A 14,522-nucleotide genomic window follows, 5' to 3' on the forward strand; every position below is an offset into this window, starting at 1 on the left:
CGGTACTTGAGGGGATACGCCAGAATCGGGGCCATGCTGTTCGGCATTCTGGGGCCGGTCGAGGTCCGTGGCGGCGGGGCGGAGACCGTGCCGGTGGGGGGCCCGCGGGTGCGGGCGCTGCTGGCGATGCTGGCCCTGGACGCGGGGCGCCTCGTGACGAGCGAGCGGCTCATCGACGGGCTCTACGGGGAGGATCCGCCGGCGGGGGCGGCCAACGCGCTGCAGTCGCAGGTGTCGCGGCTGCGGCGCGGGCTGGGCGACGCCGCGCTGGTCGAGGGGCATCCCGCCGGGTACCGGCTGCTCGCCGACCGGGACGCCGTCGACGCGCACCGGTTCGAAGCGCTGGCCCAAGACGGCCGGCGGGCGCTCGGGACGGGAGACCACGTGCGGGCGGCCGCGCTGCTGCGGGAGGCGCTGGAGCTGTGGCGCGGCCCGGCCCTGGCGGACGTGCGGTCGGCGCCGTTCGCGGAGGCGCAGGCGGCGCGGCTGGAGGAGGCGCGGGCGGCGGTCGCCGAGGACCACGCGGAGGCGCGGCTGGCGCTCGGCGAGTTCGACGCCGTGATCCCGGAGCTGCGCGACCTGCTGGACGCGCGGCCGCTGCGAGAGCGCGCGCGGGCGCTGCTGATGCGGGCGCTGTACGGGGCCGGGCGGCAGGCGGAGGCGCTGGAGGCGTTCGAGGACGGCCGGCGCGTCCTCGCGGACGAGCTGGGCGCCGACCCTTCGCCGGAGCTGGCGGACGTGCACATGGCGATCCTCCGCGGCGACCTCGAGGGGCCCGCGGCGGCGCAGGCGGCGGAGAACGTCCGGCTGAACCTGCCCGCGCAGCTCACCAGCTTCGTCGGCCGCGACGACGAGGTCCGGCGGGTGGGGACGATGCTGGCCGGGGGCCGGCTCGTGACGCTGCTCGGTCCGGGCGGGGCGGGCAAGACGCGGCTGGCGGTCGAGGCGGCGGCGCGCGAGGACGGCGAGGTCTGCTTCGTCGACCTGGCGCCCGTCGACCGGACCGAGGTGAGCAGGGCGGTGCTCGGAGCGCTCGGGCTGCGCGAGGCCGGGATGATGGCGGGCCCCGGCGAGCGCCCGGCGGACGCGGCGGAGCGGCTGGTCACGGCGCTGAGCGGGCGGCGGATGCTGCTCGTCCTGGACAACTGCGAGCACGTCGTCGCGACCGTCGCGCCGCTGGCGCACCGGCTGCTGAGCGCCTGCCCGCTGCTGCGCGTGCTGGCCACCAGCCGGGAGGCGCTGGCGATCACCGGGGAGGCGCTGTGGCCGCTGCCGCCGCTGGCGCTGCCGCCCGAGGGCACGCCCGCCGCGGAGGTCACCCGGTACCCGGCGGTGCGGCTGTTCGCCGACCGGGCAGCGGCGGCCCGTCCCGACTTCGCGGTCGACGACGCCAACGTGGACGCGGTGCTGCGGATCTGCGGGGCCCTCGACGGGCTGCCGCTGGCGATCGAGCTGGCGGCGGCGCGGCTGCGGTCGCTGCCGGTCGAGCAGGTCGCGAACCGGCTGGACGACCGGTTCCGGCTGCTGTCGCGCGGCAACCGGACGGCGGCGCCCCGGCACCAGACGCTGCGCGCCGTCGTCGAGTGGAGCTGGGAGCTGCTGGACGAGGAGGAGCAGACGCTCGCGCGGCGGCTGACGGTGTTCTCCGGCGGGCTGACGCTGGAGGCCGCGTCGGTGGTCTGCGACCTGGACGACGTCGACGAGCTGCTCGTCGAGCTCGCCGACAAGTCGCTGCTGCAGAGCGACGGGACCCGGTACCGGATGCTCGACACCGTCCGGGCGTTCTGCGCCGAGCGGCTCGCGGAGGCGGGCGAGGACGAGCGGTTCCAGCGGGCGCACGCCGCGTACTTCCTCGACCTGGCGCGGCGCGCGGAACCGCACCTGCGGGGCGCCGAGCAGCTGGAATGGCTCGGGCTGCTGGCCGCCGACCACGGCAACCTGCACGCGGCGCTGCGCCGCAGCGTCCGGCTCGACACCGTGCTCGCGCTGCGGCTGGTCGCGGCGCTGTCGTGGTACTGGTGGCTGCGCGGGCGGATCGAGGGCGCGTCGATCTCGTCCGAGCTGCTGGACGTCGTGGGCCTCGACCCGCCGGAGGGGTGCGAGGAGGAGTACGTCCTGTGCGTGATGAACGCGGTGTCGGCGGGCGCGACGGGCGGCCGCGCGCAGACCTGGCTGGACCGCGCCGAGACGCTGCTGCACGGCATCGACCGGGTGCTGACCTACCCGTCCACGATCGTGCAGTACGCGCTCACGGCGGGGCCGAGCCGGACGCAGTTCGCGGTGTTCGCGGTGCACGTCGGCCAGGACCCGTGGGCGCAGGCGCTGATCCACATGAGCGACGGGTTCCTGCGCCAGTTCAGCGGCGAGGTCGACCGCGCCGAGGAGGCGTGCACCGCGGCGGTCGCGATGTTCCGGGAGTGCGGCGACCGGTGGGGCACCGCGAACTCCCTCGACCCGCTCGCCCAGATCGCCGACTGGCGCGGCGACCGGGAGCGGGCGCTTGAGCTGCTGGACGAGGCGCTGGAACTGACCGGGCAGCTCGGCGCGCTGGAGGACACCGCCGACCTGCTGTACCGGCGCGCTGAGGTTCTCGTCCACGCCGGCGACCCGGACGGGGCGTCCGCCGAGCTGGAGCGCGGCATCGAGCTGGCGCGCCGGGCGGGCGCCCCCGACAAGGTCGCCGGCGGGTACAACGGGCTCGCGGGGATCGCGCGGACGCGCGGCGACCTCGCCGAGGCGCGGCGGCTGTACGAGACGGCGCTGACCCAGTACGCCTCCGAGCGGTTCATCGCGCGCGCGGCGCGCGGGACGGCCCTCGTCGGGCTCGGCTGGGTCGCGGCCGCCGAAGGCGACGCCGCGCGGGCGCGCGAGCTGTTCCGGGAGGCGCTGACCATCTCGTCCGACCACCCGATCTTCACCTACCAGGCCGGTGCCGCGGTCGGGCTCGGCGGCGCCGCGCTCGCCGAGGGCGACGCCGAGCGCGCGGCGCGGCTGGCGGGTGTCGCGGCGCGGCTGCGCGGACCGCAGGTCCCCGGGGACGCCGACGCCGACCGGGTCGAGGCGGCCGCCAGGGCCGCGCTCGGCGGCGCCCGCTACGACGCCGCCTACGCCGAGGGCGCCGCCCTCACCCGCGAGGAGGCCCTCGCGATCCTCGACGTCGGCGCCGGCCTCCCGTCGCCCGGCTCCTGGCGGCAGCTCACCGCCGACCGACCCGCCTCTGAGGTGCGGCCGGCGACACCGCCCACGGATCCGGCCGGCCACCGCTGACGGTCGCGCGCACGGCCGCGCACGGGACGGTCAGCGGACGGTGCGCGCCCCGTCAGCGCGCCCCGCGAACCTTCCGGACATGTACTCCTCAGCCCGCAAATGGGGCACGTTCGCGATCTGCTGCCTGCTCGCCATCGTGCCGAACATCGACCTGACCGCGCTCAACCAGGCCGTCCCGCACCTGAGCGCCGACCTGCACCCGACGGCGACGCAGATCCTGTGGATCGCCGACGCCTACGGGTTCGCGCTCGCCGGACTGCTGATCACCATGGGCGGAATCGGCGACCGGATCGGGCACAAGAAGCTGCTGCTGGCGGGCACCGCGCTGTTCGCCGTCGCGTCCACCGTGACCGCGTACGCGCCGAGCGCCGAGCTGCTGATCGCCGCGCGGGCGCTGCTCGGCGTCGCCGGCGCGACCCTGATGCCGTCGGGGCTGTCGCTGATCCGACGGGTCTTCAGCGACCCGAAGGAGCGGACGATGGCGATCGGGATCTTCAGCGGGATCGGCGGCCTCGCGGTGGGCCTCGGGCCGGTCATCGGCGGCGCGCTGCTGGACCACTTCTGGTGGGGCTCGGTCTTCCTGATCAACGTGCCGATCATGGCCGCGGCGTTCCTCGCCGGCGCCTTCGTGCTGCCCGAGACGCGCTCCGCCGTGACCGGGCGGCTGGACCTGGTGAGCGTGCCGCTGTCCATCGCCGGCGTCCTCGGCCTGGTGTACGCGGTCAAGGAGGCGGCGGCGCACGGCGTGGACGAGCCCCGGGTGGCCGTCGCCGCCGTGATCGGCGCCGTCGCGCTGGCCGCGTTCTGGATCCGGCAGACCCGGACCGCCGAGCCGCTGATCGACGTCCGGCTGTTCCGCCGCGCCGCGTTCTCCGGCTCCGTCGGCACCAACATGTTCGCGATGTTCGCCCTGGTCGCCCAGTCGCTGATCTTCTCGCTGTTCTTCCAGCTGGCGCTCGGCTGGTCGCCGCTGAAGGCCGGCCTCGCCGGGCTGCCGGGCGCCGCGGGCGCCATGGTCGGCGGCGCCGCCCTCGCCCCGCCGCTGATCAACGCCCTGGGCCGCGCCCGGGTCGTCGCGATCGGCATGCTGGTCGCCGCCGGCGGGTTCTCCCTCTTCGTCACCGTCGGCCTCGACAGCACCTACTGGGTGATGCTCGCGGGGATGCTGATGTCCGGCAGCGGGATGGGCATGGCCCTGACCACGACCGCCGACACCGTCCTCGCGTCGGTCCCGAAGGACCGCTCCGGCGCCGCGTCAGCGATCTCCGAGACGGCCACCGAGCTGGGCGGCGCCCTCGGCATGGCGATCCTCGGCAGCGTCCTGAACGCCGTCTACCGCGACTCCCTGCACCTTCCGGCGAACGTCCCCGCCCCGGCCGCGTCGGCGGCCCGCGACTCCCTCGCCGGCGCGTTCGAGGCAGCGTCCGCCCTGCCCGCCAGGGTCGCCGGCCCGCTCCTCGGCGCCGCCCGCGACGCCTTCGTGGACGGCATGCACGGCGCCCTGCTCTGCAGCACGGGCCTCGCCGCCCTGGTCGGCGTCTTCGCCCTGGTCACCCTCCGCTCCGTCCCCAAGGTCATCCCCGACGACACCCCCGCCGAGCCCCCCACCCCGACCCCCGCCCAAACCCCCCGCTAACCCCCGTCGGCAGGTATGGCCCGGTCCCGCTCCAGGGGCCGGGCCTCCTCGTTTGAAAAAAGTGATATCACTTTGCTATGTTGGTGATACTCAAGGAGGAGGTGGCCGGCGTGGTGGACGCTGGGGCGAGGGTGGAGATGCCGCGGCCGCGGATCGAGGAGCGGGCGGCGCGGGACCGCGGCGGGTGGCCGATGCTGGGGCTGGCCGCGGTGATCGTGCTGGCGGGGATCGCGGCGCTCGTGGCCGGGGTCAACGGGACGGGCGCGGCGTCGGTCGCCGGGGTCGCGGCCGGGATCGTGCTGATCATCGCCGGGCTGGTGCTCGCGCTCGGGCTGACGCCCGTCGCGCCGGGCGAGGCGCGGGTGCTGCAGCTGCTCGGACGGTACAAGGGGACGGTCCGCGAGGACGGGCTGCGGTGGGTGAACCCGCTGACGGAGCGGCGGAAGGTGTCGACCCGGATCCGCAACCACGAGACCGGCCTGGCGAAGGTCAACGACCTGGACGGCAACCCGATCGAGATCTCGGCGGTGGTCGTCTGGCAGGTGCACGACACCGCGCGGGCGGTATTCGAGGTGGACGACTTCGTGGAGTTCGTGGCGTTCCAGACCGAGGCGGCCGTCCGGCACATCGCGGGCAGCTTCCCGTACGACGCGGCGGAGCGGACGTCGCTGCGCGACAATGCCGACGAGATCACGGGGCAGCTGTCGGAGGAGCTGCGGCAGCGGGTCGCCTCGGCGGGCGTGGAGATCGTGGAGTCGCGGATCACCCGGCTGGCGTACGCGCCGGAGATCGCGCAGGCGATGCTGCGCCGGCAGCAGGCGGGCGCGGTCGTCGCGGCGCGGGAGCGGATCGTGGACGGGGCGGTCGGGATGGTGCAGCGGGCGCTGGACCGGCTGGACGAGGAGGACGTGGTGGACCTGGACGAGGAGCGCAAGGCGGCGATGGTCAGCAACCTGCTGGTCGTGCTGTGCGCCGACCGGGACGCGCAGCCGGTGGTGAACACCGGCACGCTCTACCAGTGACCGCGGGCAGTGGCGACCGAGCGCAAGAAGATCCTGCTGCGGCTCGACCCGGCCGTGCACGACGCGCTGGCGCGGTGGGCCGGGGACGAGCTGCGCAGCACGAACGCGCAGATCGAGTTCCTGCTGCGGCAGGCGCTGGCCGACGCCGGGCGGATGCCGGGGTCGGCGGGGCGGATGCGGGGGCCGGGCCGGCCGCGCAAGGCGCCCGGCGAGCACGGGGCACCGGACGGGCAGGGCGCACCGGACGGGCAGGGCGCACCGGACGGGCAGGGCGCACCGGACGGGCAGGGCGCACCGGACGGGCAGGGGGCACCGGGCGAGCGGGGCTCGCGGCCGGGTGAAGGCGAGGGGTAGGGGATGGTCGAGGTTCCGGAGACGCTGCCGGCGAGGATGTACCTGCTGGCCTACGACCTGCGCAAGCAGCGGATGACGGCGCGGGGCGCGCGGCTCGGGTACGTGCTGCGGGGCGCGGCGCTGACCGAGCTGTTCCTGGACGGGCGGCTGGAGGAGCTGCGGGGCCGGCCGGTGCCGGGCACGCCCGGCGCGGACCCGTACGGGCTGGTGGCGCAGATCTCGGCGTCGAAGCCGCGGCCCTGGCACCACTGGGTGCGCCGGGAGGCCCGGACCGCGGTCCGGACGGTGCGCGACGAGCTGGAGCGGGGCGGCTGGATCCGGGTGCGGGGGCGCCGGGTGCTGGGCCTGTTCCCGGCCGAGGAGGTCACCGTCCGGGACCCGCGGGTGGTGAAGCAGCTGTGGGGCGGGGCGTCGTCGGCGCTGCGGGGACGGCCGGTGGCGCATGTGAACAGCTATGACGCCGCCGCGGTGGCGCTGGCGGCGGCGGGCGAGCTGAAGTCGGTGCTGCCGGGGCCGGAGCGGCGGCGGCACAGGCGGCGGATAGCGGAGTTGACGGCGCGGTCGGGTCCGGCGGCTCCGGCGGTGCGCAAGGTGATCCGCTCGCAGCGGGCCGCGGCGGCGGCGAGCTCCTGACCCGGGCGGCGTGTCGCCCTCGTGAGCCGTGCCGCGGGGGCGACCCGCCGCGAGCCGGCGGTCACTCGATGACGAGCTCGACGGGGATGTTGCCGCGGGTGGCGTTGGAGTAGGGGCAGACCTGGTGGGCGCGCTCGACCAGCTCGCGGCCGTTCTCCAGGCCGTCGGGGAGCTCGACGCGCAGGACGACGCTGAGGCCGAAGCCCTTCTCGACGCTGCCGCCGATGCCGACCTCGGCGGTGACGGAGACGTCGCGGACGTCCTGGCGGGAGCCGCGGGCGACGGCGGCGAGGGCGCTGGCGAAGCAGGCGGCGTAGCCGGCGGCGAACAGCTGCTCGGGGTTGGTGCCGTCACCGCTGCCGCCCATCTCGCGGGGCGGGGCGAGGGCGAGGTCGAGGCGCCCGTCGGAGCTGACGGCGCGCCCGTCCCGCCCGTTGGCGGTGGCGACGGCGGTGTAGTGGGTGTCCATGCCGGTCCCTTCAATTGGTTGTCCCCAATTCAATTGGACACACTTAAAGTGGGTCCAGTGCGGAGACCTACAAACTTCCAAGGGTCGAACTTGTAACGGCCCACCACCGCCGGGGCGGGGGCGGGCGCCATAGCGTTCTCGGACATGGACCCCGAACGCGTTGTCTATCCCCTGATGAAGTACGTCGTTCTCGGACCCGCGATGCGGGTGGCCTTCCTTCCGCGGGTGAGCGGCCTGCGGAACGTCCCGCGGACGGGGCCGGTGATCCTGGCGGCCAACCACCTGGCGTTCATCGACTCGTTCGTGCTGCCGCTGATCGTGCCCCGCCGGGTCCACTTCCTGGGCAAGCACGAGTACTTCACCGGGACCGGCGTGAAGGGCCAGGCGACCGCGACGTTCTTCCGCGGCGTCGGCGCGATCGCGGTGGACCGGTCGGGCGGGCGGGCCGCGCTCGACGCGCTCGACACCTGCGCGTCCGTGCTGGAGCGCGGCGACGTCTTCGCGATCCACCCCGAGGGGACCCGGTCGCCGGACGGGCGGCTCTACCGGGGCCGGACCGGGGTGGCGCGGCTGGCGATGCGCACCGGCGCGCCGGTCGTGCCGGTGGCCATCAAGGGCACCGACCGGATCCAGCCGCGCGGTCAGGTCGTCCCGAAGCCGGGCCGCATCGAGGTGCGGATCGGCGAGCCGATGCGGTTCGCGGGGCGCGACGCCGGGATGCCGCGCGGGAAGGTCGCCCGGGTCGTCACCGACGAGATCATGGACGCGATCCAGCACCTGTCGGGGCAGGAGTACGTGGACGACTACGCGCCGCGCCCCGCCGACACCCCCTGAAAAACCGGTCGTGGCGCCCGCCCGGGCGCCGGTACGGTCCCGGTCCATGGACGAGCGGTTCGGACGGTACCTGAACGTCGTCGACGTCGAGGCGACGTGCTGGGAGCGCAAGGCGCCCGGGCAGGTGAACGAGATCATCGAGATCGGGCTGTGCGTCGTCGACCTGGAGGAGCGCCGGCGCGTCGCGAAGCACCGCGTCCTGGTGCGGCCGGAGCGGTCGGCGGTCGGCGCGTTCTGCACCGAGCTGACGGGGCTGACCCAGGAGGAGGTGGACGGCGGGATCTCCTTCGCCGAGGCGTGCGCGCTGCTGGAGCGCGAGCACCTGTCCCGTTTCCGGGCCTGGGCGAGCTGGGGCGACTACGACCGCAAGCAGTTCGAGCGGCAGTGCGCCGGGGGCGTCCGGTACCCGTTCGGGCGGCGGCACACCAACGCCAAGGCCGCCTACTCCGCCGCGCACGGCCTGCCGCGCCGGCTGGGCATGGCGGGGGCGCTGCGGCACGCGGGGCTGCCGCTGGAGGGCCGGCACCACTGCGGCGCCGACGACGCGTGGAACATCGGCGCGCTCGTCCTCGACGTCGTGGGACGCGGCGCCTGGCCGGACGGGACGGGCGTGACGGCGGGGGCCGGTGGGACCGGTGAGGCCGGGTCCGGCTGAGACGGGGGTTTGAGCGCGGGGCCCAGGGCACCCATCAAAGGGACGGACGCCGGAGACGACGGAGACGCGACATGGACATCAGCCTGGACCTCCTGCTCCCCCGGGAGACGGCGAGCGTCCCCGCGACGCGCAAGATCCTCGACGCGTCGCTGCAGGCCCTCGGGGTGGCCGAGAACATCCGGGACGACATCGAGGTGATGCTGACCGAGGCCTGCACGAACGTCATCAAGCACGCGCGGCGCGGTGACGACTACACGGTGCGCGCCGTGATCCACGACGAGCGCTGCGTGATCAAGGTGATCGACTCGGGCCGGGGGTTCGACGCCGCACGGGTCCCCGAGCCCGACGCGGGCGCCGAGACCGGCCGCGGCCTGATGATCATGCGGTCGCTGGCGGACGACGTGCGGTTCGACTCCTACCCGGAGGACGGGGCGCTGGTCGCGCTGGAGAAGCACCTGGACTACGCCGCCGGCAGCATCGGCGGCCGGCTGGCCGAGAGCCGGAGCCCGCAGGGCTGAGCGGGGCGGCGGGCGGGTCGCCGGAGGCGGCGCCCCGCCCGCCCGCCTACCGCTCGACGCGGAGCACGGCCACCGCGACCAGCAGCGCGGCGGCGGCGAACCCCGCGCCGGTCGTGAACGCGGCGTCCATGTCGTGCAGGAGCGCGGCCGTGTCGGCGTGCCCCGACCCGAACACCGTCACCATCACGGCCGACCCGAGCGAGCCGCCCGACCACAGCATCGTCTGCGCGACGCCGGACGCGGCGCCGGAGTCGGCGGGGCCGACGCTGCCGAGGATCGTCGCGTTCAGCGGCATGATCGACAGGCCGCCGCCCGCGCCCATCAGCATGAACGGGCCGAGCACCCCGGCGGCGTACCCGTCGCCGGGCGACAGCCGCGTCAGCCACAGCAGCCCGGCCAGCGCGCACGCCATCCCGGCGACGACCAGGGCGCGGGCGCCGAACCGCTGCAGCAGGCGCGGCGCGGCGCGGACCGTCGCGAACTGGAGCCCGACGAACGGCAGGAACGCGGCGCCGGCCTTGAGCGGCCCGTAGCCGAGGACCTGCTGGAGGTACAGGGTGCAGAAGAAGAACGCGCCGAAGTTCGCCCCGACCAGCAGCAGCTGGCACAGGTAGGACGCGGCGCGGTCGCGCCCGGTGAGCAGCCACAGCGGCATGAGCGGCTGGGCGGCGCGGTGCTCGACGGCGACGAACCCGGCGAGCAGGACGGCGGCGGCGCCGAACGCGGCGAGCGCCCGCCCGTCGCCCCAGCCGTCCGAGCCCACCCGGATCAGGGCGTAGACCAGCGCGGTCATGCCGGCGGTGGCCAGGACGGCGCCGGCCGCGTCGAAGCGTCCGGGGCGGCGGGGCGTCTCGGTGAGCACGCGCGGGGCGAGCAGCGCCAGCACGACGCCGACCGGCACGTTGACGAAGAACACCAGCCGCCAGGACGACGCCTCGGTGAGCACGCCGCCGACGAGCATGCCGGCGGCGGCGCCCGCCCCGGCGACGGCGGAGAAGACGCTGAGGGCGCGGACGCGGGCCTGCCCCTCGAAGTTGGTGGCGATCAGCGCCATCGCGCTGGGCGCTGCGACCGCGGCGGCGACGCCCTGCGCGGCGCGCGCGGCCAGCAGCCACCACCCCGCGTTCGCGAACCCGCCGAGCAGGGACGCGGCGGTGAACAGCGCGATGCCGGCGGTGAAGGCGCGGCGGCGGCCGAACACGTCCCCGGCGCGCCCGCCGAGCAGCAGCAGGCCGCCGAATGCGAGCATGTAGGAGTTCTGGACCCAGGCGAGCCCCCCGGTCGACAGCCCGAGGGCCGCCCGGACGTCGGGGAGCGCGATGGTGACGACGGAGGTGTCGAGGCCGATCATGAGCTGGCAGCCCACGATGACGGCGAGGACGACGCCTGGACGATGATGGACGCGGGGACGGGCGGCCGGCGGAGCGGTGGGCTCCTCCGGCGCGGCCGTCCGCCCGTGCGGTGCGGCGGGCACGGCGAACCTCCGGAACGAGAAATTAGGGAACGGCGAAGTACACTATGTGGGGAACGTACCACCGATCGGCACGAAAGAGAACGTTCGCGTTCACTATTTCCTGGAGCGTGCGGTGACCCCGGCCACCCGCAGGCGCGGCGACGCGCTCGAAGCGGCGATCTTCGACGCGGTATTCACGCAGCTCGAAGCGGTCGGCTACCGGAAACTGACCATGGAGGGCGTCGCGTCCGCCGCCCGCACCGGCAAGGCCGCGCTCTACCGGCGCTGGTCGTCCAAGGACGAGCTCATCAGCGACGCCCTCAAGCACTTCCTGCCCGAACCGCCCGCCGAGGCCTCGACCGGGGACGTGCGCGAGGACGTGCTGCGCCTGTGCCGGACGTTCCGCGACACGATCCACGTCTGCCACGGCGCGCCGATCCGCGTGCTCAAGGAGGAGGCCTCCGACGTGCACGGCGAGGGGCTGCTGCACGACGTCGTCCAGTCGCGGCTGACCGGCCCGATCAAGGAGGCGCTGTACCGGGCGCTCGCGGACGGCGCCGAGCGCGGCCAGGTCCGGCCCGGGGCGGTGACCCGGCAGGCCGCCAACGTCGGCCCCGCCGTGATCGTGTACCACACCCTCACCGAGTCGTCCGAGGTCACCGACGCGTTCGTCGTCGCGCTGGTCGACGACATCGTGATGCCGATGATCCGGCCCTGACGCCGGGCCCGGCGTCAGGGCCGGCGCGGCTCAGACCGGCTCAGAGCGCCATCTCGTCCTTGCGCGCCCTCTCGCCCTTGCGCGCCGCCTCGTTCCCGCGCGCCGCCTCGTCCACGACCACGCGGTGGTGCCAGTACGGCGGCGCGATGCCCTCCTCGCGCAGCACGCGGTGCAACCGCTTGAGGAACTGGTGCTTGATCTCGAACTGGTCGCCGAACTCGGTGGAGCGCAGGATGACGTGGAAACCGACGGTCGAGTCGTTGAAGTCGTCGAACCGCACCAGCACGTTCGCGTCCTCGATGCCGCCCTGCACGTCGCGCATGACGTCCTTGCCGACCTCGACCAGGAGCCCCTCCACCCGGTCGAGGTCCACGTCATAGGCCACCTTGGCGTACACCATCACCGACATGTCCTGCGCCGGGCGGTGGTAGTTGGTGAGGATCGTGTCGCTGAACCGCTGGTTCGGGATGACCTCGATGTTGTCCGACAGCGTCCGGATCGAGGTGTTGCGCCAGTTGATGTCGACGACGTACCCCTCCTGCCCGGTGGCCAGCCTGATGTAGTCGCCCGGCTCGATCGTCTTGGACGCGAGCACGTGCACCCCCGCGAACAGGTTCGCCAGGGTGTCCTGCAGCGCCAGCGCGACCGCGAGGCCGCCGACGCCCAGCGCGCCGAGCAGCGGCGTGATCGAGATGCCGAGGCTCTGCAGCATGATCAGGATGCCGATGCCCATCACCAGCACCCGGGTGATGTTCGCGAAGATCGTCACGTTCGCGGCGGTGCCCTGCCGGATCGACGCGACCGAGGTGACGACCCCCGCGATCATCCGGGCCAGCGCCAGCGAGAACACCAGGATCGTCGCCGCCGACAGCACCCGCCCCGTCACCAGCAGCGTGCCGTGCGGCAGCCTCAGCGTCTTCGCCGCGAACCACGCCCCGGTGAGCAGCGCCACCGGCACCGCCAGGTCCCGCACCAGCCGCGCCGCCAGGTCGTCCCAGGCCCAGCGGGTGTCCCCCGCCCGGCGGAACAGCCTGGCGGTCAGCATCCGCAGCACGACTGCGATCGCGAGCGCCGCCACCATCACGACGGTGGCGGCGACCAGCCGCTCCCAGCTCACCCCGTGGAAGGCGTGGTGCATCGTTCCTCCTCAGGGCGGCCCCGCGCCGCCCGTGGTCCGGCAGTGCGCAATCCTTGCCGCAAACCGCCCTCGATCGTAGTGAAACCTCGCAATTCTGCGAGACACCTCACAGCGGGGTTCCCGTCACCCGCCGGATACGATCGATCAAGTGGTAGGCGTGGAGAGGATGCGCCGGCTCGGGGTCACGGCGCTCGGACTGCGGAACGGCCCCCACAAGGTGACGGTCGACCGCGACCTGGAGGTCCGCGCCGACGACGGCGTCGCGCTGCTGGCCGACCGCTACGCGCCCGCCGACGTCGAGCGCGCGCCCGTCGTGCTCGTCCGCTCGCCGTACGGGCGGCGCGGGCCGTTCGGCCTGATGTGCGGGCAGGCGTTCGCCTCACACGGCTTCCAGGCCGTGGTGCAGAGCGTGCGCGGCGGCTTCGGCTCCGGCGGCGTCTTCGAGGCGCTCGACGAGCGCGAGGACGGCCTCGCCACCATCGCGTGGCTGAAGGAGCAGCCGTGGTTCGGCGGCACCTTCGCGATGCACGGCCCGAGCTACCTCGGCTACGTCCAGTGGGCGGTCGCCGCCGAGGCCGGTCCCGAGCTGAAGGCCCTGTCGATGCAGGTCACCGCGTCCACCTTCCGCGACGCGGTCAACGTCGGCGGCACCTTCGCGCTGGAGTCGGCGCTCATCTGGGTCGACCTCACCGCGCGGATGAAGAACTCGCTGTCCGGCATCACCACCGGCATCATGTCGCCGCGCCGCGCCCGCCGCGCCGCGCTGTCGGGCCGCCCGCTCGCCGAACTCGACCGGATCGCGACCGGCGAGCAGCAGCGCTTCTTCCAGGAGCTCCTGGTCAACGGCCCCGACACCCCGTTCTGGGACAAGCGCGACTTCAGCCCCACCGTCTCCCGGGTCGGCGCGCCGGTGAACATGACCGGCGGCTGGTACGACATCTTCCTGCCGTGGCAGCTCAAGGACTACGCCGCGCTCCGCGCCGCCGGGCACCGCCCCTACCTCACCATCGGCCCCTGGTTCCACGCCGACCAGCGGATGATGCGCGGCTCCGTGCACGAGTCCGTCGAGTGGTTCCGCGCGCACCTGCTCGACGACCCGTCCGGCCTGCGGGAGCAGCCCGTCCGGCTGCTGGTCACCGGGGCGGACGAGTGGCGCGAGTTCCCCGACTGGCCCGTCCCCGGGATGCGCGAGCAGCGCTGGCACCTGCAGCCGGCCGGTGCCCTCTCCCCGGGCGAGCCGCCCGAGTCCGAGCCCGACGCCTACCGGTACGACCCAGAGCACCCGACGCCGTTCCTCGGCGGGCCGACCCTGCTCGGCGAGACCCATCCCGTCACCGACCAGCGACGGCTCGAACGCCGCCGCGACGTGCTCGTCTACACCTCGCCCGTGCTGGACGAGGACCTGGAGATCATCGGCCCGGTCACCGCGGACCTGCACGTCCGGTCGAACCGCGAGCACACCGACTTCGTCGTCCGGCTCTGCGACGTCACCCCGGACGGCGAGTCCCTCAACCTGTGCGAGGGCATGCGGCGGCTCGTCCCCGGCGCGCCCGAGCCCGGCGAGGACGGCGTCCGCCGCGTCACCGTCGAGCTGTGGCCCGCCGGGCACCGCTTCCGCCGCGGGCACCGCGTCCGCGTGCAGGTCGCCAGCGGCGCCTACCCCCGCGTCGCCCGCAACCCCGGCACCGGCGCGCCCATCGGCACCGCCACCGAGATGCTCACCGCCGACCAGGAGGTCCTGCACACGCCGGACCACCCGAGCGCGATCGTCCTCCCGGTCATCCCCCTCCGCTGACCCGCGGAGCGCCGCGGGCGGGCGATGGCG

13 protein-coding genes are annotated in these 14,522 nt (G+C 74.6%); 10 read left to right on the plus strand and 3 right to left on the minus strand.

Annotated elements, in window-relative coordinates; translation table 11 throughout:
- The first annotated feature begins 33 nt into the window (after window positions 1–33).
- From J4557_RS00750 to J4557_RS00770, 5 genes are all read left to right on the plus strand, one after another.
- The gene (locus J4557_RS00750; protein ID WP_208264337.1) at window positions 34–3,267 is read left to right on the plus strand and encodes an AfsR/SARP family transcriptional regulator; all 3,234 of its coding nucleotides are present in this window, start codon (window positions 34–36) and stop codon (window positions 3,265–3,267) included.
- A 40-nt stretch (window positions 3,268–3,307) separates the two neighbouring features.
- Complete coding sequence (locus tag J4557_RS00755; protein WP_307799240.1) at window positions 3,308–4,903, plus strand: MFS transporter; 1,596 nt, start codon at window positions 3,308–3,310, stop codon at window positions 4,901–4,903.
- Between the two features lie 77 nt (window positions 4,904–4,980).
- Window positions 4,981–5,925 carry an SPFH domain-containing protein gene (locus J4557_RS00760; RefSeq protein WP_243775077.1) on the plus strand — a complete coding sequence of 315 codons (945 nt, stop codon included), beginning with the start codon at window positions 4,981–4,983 and terminating at the stop codon, window positions 5,923–5,925.
- A 9-nt stretch (window positions 5,926–5,934) separates the two neighbouring features.
- Window positions 5,935–6,279, plus strand: coding sequence for a type II toxin-antitoxin system antitoxin (locus tag J4557_RS49115; protein WP_307799241.1), 345 nt, complete (start codon window positions 5,935–5,937; stop codon window positions 6,277–6,279).
- A gap of 3 nt (window positions 6,280–6,282) precedes the next feature.
- On the plus strand, window positions 6,283–6,912 hold the full coding sequence (locus tag J4557_RS00770; protein ID WP_208264339.1) for a GOLPH3/VPS74 family protein: 630 nt from the start codon (window positions 6,283–6,285) through the stop codon (window positions 6,910–6,912).
- A 61-nt stretch (window positions 6,913–6,973) separates the two neighbouring features.
- Here the strand turns inward: J4557_RS00770 and J4557_RS00775 are convergent, their stop codons facing one another.
- Entirely contained in the window at window positions 6,974–7,381 is a 408-nt protein-coding gene (locus J4557_RS00775) for an organic hydroperoxide resistance protein (protein ID WP_208264340.1), read from the minus strand.
- A 174-nt stretch (window positions 7,382–7,555) separates the two neighbouring features.
- Here J4557_RS00775 and J4557_RS00780 point away from each other — a divergent pair, with 174 nt between their 5' ends.
- From J4557_RS00780 to J4557_RS00790, 3 genes are all read left to right on the plus strand, one after another.
- Window positions 7,556–8,215 carry a lysophospholipid acyltransferase family protein gene (locus J4557_RS00780; RefSeq protein ID WP_243775078.1) on the plus strand — a complete coding sequence of 220 codons (660 nt, stop codon included), beginning with the start codon at window positions 7,556–7,558 and terminating at the stop codon, window positions 8,213–8,215.
- 46 nt (window positions 8,216–8,261) lie between these two features.
- Window positions 8,262–8,870 carry a 3'-5' exonuclease gene (locus J4557_RS00785; protein ID WP_208264342.1) on the plus strand — a complete coding sequence of 203 codons (609 nt, stop codon included), beginning with the start codon at window positions 8,262–8,264 and terminating at the stop codon, window positions 8,868–8,870.
- Window positions 8,871–8,941: 71 nt separating this feature from the next.
- Window positions 8,942–9,388, plus strand: coding sequence for an ATP-binding protein (locus J4557_RS00790; protein WP_208264343.1), 447 nt, complete (start codon window positions 8,942–8,944; stop codon window positions 9,386–9,388).
- A gap of 46 nt (window positions 9,389–9,434) precedes the next feature.
- Here J4557_RS00790 and J4557_RS00795 read toward each other — a convergent pair whose 3' ends face one another.
- Window positions 9,435–10,862, minus strand: coding sequence for an MFS transporter (locus J4557_RS00795; protein WP_307799243.1), 1,428 nt, complete (start codon window positions 10,860–10,862; stop codon window positions 9,435–9,437).
- Window positions 10,863–10,974: 112 nt separating this feature from the next.
- Between J4557_RS00795 and J4557_RS00800 the strand changes: the two genes are divergently transcribed.
- Complete coding sequence (locus tag J4557_RS00800) at window positions 10,975–11,559, plus strand: TetR/AcrR family transcriptional regulator (protein ID WP_208264344.1); 585 nt, start codon at window positions 10,975–10,977, stop codon at window positions 11,557–11,559.
- Window positions 11,560–11,599: 40 nt separating this feature from the next.
- On the opposite strand, the gene J4557_RS00805 is transcribed toward J4557_RS00800, so the two are convergent.
- Window positions 11,600–12,697, minus strand: a complete 1,098-nt coding sequence (locus tag J4557_RS00805) for a mechanosensitive ion channel family protein (RefSeq protein WP_243775079.1) — start codon at window positions 12,695–12,697, stop codon at window positions 11,600–11,602.
- A 148-nt stretch (window positions 12,698–12,845) separates the two neighbouring features.
- Between J4557_RS00805 and J4557_RS00810 the strand changes: the two genes are divergently transcribed.
- A complete protein-coding gene (locus tag J4557_RS00810) occupies window positions 12,846–14,492 on the plus strand; it encodes a CocE/NonD family hydrolase (RefSeq protein WP_307799245.1) in 1,647 nt (548 codons plus the stop codon).
- Window positions 14,493–14,522 lie beyond the last annotated feature (30 nt).

It is taken from the genome of Actinomadura nitritigenes (genome assembly GCF_017573545.1).
GTDB classification, from domain to species: Bacteria; Actinomycetota; Actinomycetes; order Streptosporangiales; family Streptosporangiaceae; genus Spirillospora; species Spirillospora nitritigenes.